Origin of the sequence: Streptomyces sp. NPDC002130, assembly GCF_040296465.1 — a bacterium.
Taxonomy (GTDB): Bacteria; Actinomycetota; Actinomycetes; order Streptomycetales; family Streptomycetaceae; genus Streptomyces.
This window is the reverse complement of sequence record NZ_JBEOXI010000973.1, coordinates 1-1,263: the sequence shown is the minus strand read 5'-3', so window position 1 is coordinate 1,263 and position 1,263 is coordinate 1. Positions and strand designations below refer to the sequence as shown.

Genomic DNA, 1,263 nt, shown 5'->3' with positions numbered 1-1,263 from the left:
ATCCGCCAGGTCATACGCCACTTGCTGCAGGGCAATGCGGTCCAGGACGGCCAGGCAAAGCTCGTTCTTGGTCGCGAAGTTGGAGTACACCGCGCCCTTCGAGTAGCCGGCGGCCTCCGCGACCCGCTCGATGGAGGTCTTCGTGAAGCCATCGTGCAGGAAGAGGTCGTGCGCGGTGTCGAGGACGTGTTCGCGGGTGCGGGCCTGGCTCTCGGCCCGGGTCAGTCTTGCCACGCCTGCAGAATACCGCTAGCTTCCGGATTCCATTGATATCTGAATTCCAGGGGGATCTGTGGCTCCACGGCGTGCACTGGTGGTCGGGTGCGGCGGCACGCTCGGCTTCGCCTGGACGGTCGCCGCGCTCACCGCAGTGGAAGCGGAGCTGGACTGGGACGTGCGGACCGCCGAGGTGTCGGTGGGGACGTCCGCCGGGGCAGAAGTCGTGTCCGCTCTCGGCTCCGGGCGGTCCGTGTCCGACCTGCTCGCGGCGGTACGGGGAGAGACTGGCGCGGACCCGGTGCTACTCGGACACGTCCACGCCCACCCGGGTGCACTGCCTCCCGTCCCGTGGCCCGGGCTGCCGGGGTCGGGGCTGGTGACCGCTGCCGTACGCGGCCGGGTCTCGCCGGGGTCGGGGCTGGTAGGGCTGCTGCCGCGCGGCCGGGGTGATGCGCGTTGGCTGCACCGATTCGGTGCCGCGCTGGCGGAGGGCCGCCCGTGGCCGGATTCCAGGCACACCTGGCTGGTTGCGGCCGACGCGCGCTCGGGTCGGCGGGTCGCGTTCGGCGCGCCGGGAGCTCCGGCCACGGACCTGGGCAGCGCGATCGCCGCGTCCTGGGCGATCCCGGGCTGGTTCCCGCCGGTGCGGATCGACGGGCGGACCTACCTCGACGGCGGCGCCGTGTCCCCGACCTCGGCGGACCTCCTCGTACCCTAGGGCTGGACGAGGTGGTGATCGTCGCTCCCATGTCGACCTCCGGGGGCGCACCCGCCACCGGCCTGAGCCGTCTCGAACGGCTCCTGCGCCGCTGGATGACCCGGACCGTCGACGCCGAAGAACGCCTCTTGCGTGCGGCCGGATGCCGCGTCGTCCGGATCGAGCCCGGGGTGGAGGAACTGGCCGTGATGGGGGCCAACTTCATGGACCCACGGCGGCGTGCGGCCACGCTAGACGTCTCCCTGCGCACCGCACCCGACCGCCTCCGGGTGCAGGTAGCCGTCGTTGACGAAGCAGGAGGAGTTGCCTATCTCCTGGTCGTAGTT

The 1,263-nt window shown here is 71.5% G+C and carries 2 protein-coding genes and 1 pseudogene; 2 read left to right on the top strand and 1 reads right to left on the bottom strand.

What is annotated here, in order from left to right; all coding sequences use genetic code 11:
• A partial coding sequence (locus ABT116_RS47535) for a TetR family transcriptional regulator (protein ID WP_351647642.1) occupies positions 1-234 on the bottom strand: 234 nt, incomplete at its 3' end.
• A 58-nt stretch (positions 235-292) separates the two neighbouring features.
• Here ABT116_RS47535 and ABT116_RS47530 point away from each other — a divergent pair.
• Both ABT116_RS47530 and ABT116_RS47525 read left to right on the top strand, forming a co-directional pair.
• A complete protein-coding gene (locus ABT116_RS47530; protein ID WP_351647640.1) occupies positions 293-937 on the top strand; it encodes a patatin-like phospholipase family protein in 645 nt (214 codons plus the stop codon).
• Between the two features lie 29 nt (positions 938-966).
• Positions 967-1,263 (top strand): annotated as a pseudogene (locus ABT116_RS47525) (hypothetical protein); the annotation flags it as partial.